Source organism: Mesorhizobium sp. LEGMi-168a (assembly GCF_058312955.1).
On record NZ_JBZEGV010000121.1, the window covers coordinates 1 to 1,192 of the forward strand.

Consider the following 1,192-nt stretch of genomic DNA (forward strand, 5'->3'; position numbering starts at 1 on the left):
ATCATGTCGATCGATTCATAGTTGCTATCTCTACAACTATGCGGGAAACCTTCCGGCCTGACCCTTGGGGAGGCCTTGGTGACCGAGATCGAGCCGACTGGCCGAGTTGTGAAGATATTCATCACGGGTGACGATCCGCGCAGCCTGAGGCATGTCGAACTCGACAACTGGAGCGGATTGGCGGTCACAGGTCAGCCAGAATTTTTCAAGCGGGCACTTGAAACCGAAGAACTGCGAAGATCCTGCGTCTACCTGCTCATTCAAACGGGCGGCGAGGATGATCTGCCGAAGGTTTATGCTGGCGAAAGTGACGACTTCACCAAGCGGTACCCGGGTGAGAAGTTTCCTATTGAGTTCGATATTTTCATCATTTTCACCAGCAAGGATGACAATCTCACCCGAGCGCACGTCAAATGGCTGGAATTGCGGCTCTGGCAGAGACTGACGGAAAACGTTGGCAAAGTTGCAGTCGCAAACTCGAACAGGCCGTCCGGATCAAACTTGCCAAGAGCGGATCGGGCGACAATGTCGACCTATCTTGCCAACGTGATCTATGTCCTTGAAGCCCTCGGATTTGACCTTTTCACAAAGGACGACCGATCGGTTGCCGGCCAGGCTGGGCAGCCAGTCGAGACCGAGGCATCAGAGACAGCTGCTCCAGCGATATTCCAAACAACAGCGCTTCCAAGATCCCAAGACGCACTTGCGTATCTCGAGCACAGAGCCGGTTCATACGTCTTGAAAGCTGGCTCAAAGATCAATCCTAAGGCTACAGAAAGCCTCCCAGAGAATGTTCGCCGCCTACGCGATCAACTACTGGCAGATTCGATTCTGCTGAATCGCGGCGACGTCCTTGAGCTAACCGAAGACATATCCTTTTCGAGGCCATCGCCAGCATCGGCATTGGTGAAGGGACGCAGCTCCACTGGCCATGGCGACTGGGTGAGGTCTAGTGATGGGCTGTCCCTAGGTCGCGCGCTGCTTGGGGTGTTTGGCTAAGGCAAGAAGCGCGCCTTTGCTTGGCTAGCGGCCAATTGGCCGTTGAAGCTTGCCCTCGCTTCCGCTAAGAAGCCGTGGCTGGCCGCCTCACCGGCTGGTTCGTTTTTCCGGTTTCCCGGGAAGCACCCGTAGCTCAGCTGGATAGAGCGCTGCCCTCCGAAGGCAGAGGTCACAAGTTCGAATCTTGTCGGGT

The 1,192-nt window shown here is 55.5% G+C and carries 1 protein-coding gene; it reads left to right on the forward strand.

Translation table 11 applies throughout. From position 1 onward, the window contains the following. Positions 1 to 78: 78 nt before the first annotated feature. The gene (locus tag AC4FWB_RS34330) at positions 79 to 999 is read left to right on the forward strand and encodes a DUF4357 domain-containing protein (protein ID WP_491030635.1); all 921 of its coding nucleotides are present in this window, start codon (positions 79 to 81) and stop codon (positions 997 to 999) included. Positions 1,000 to 1,192 lie beyond the last annotated feature (193 nt).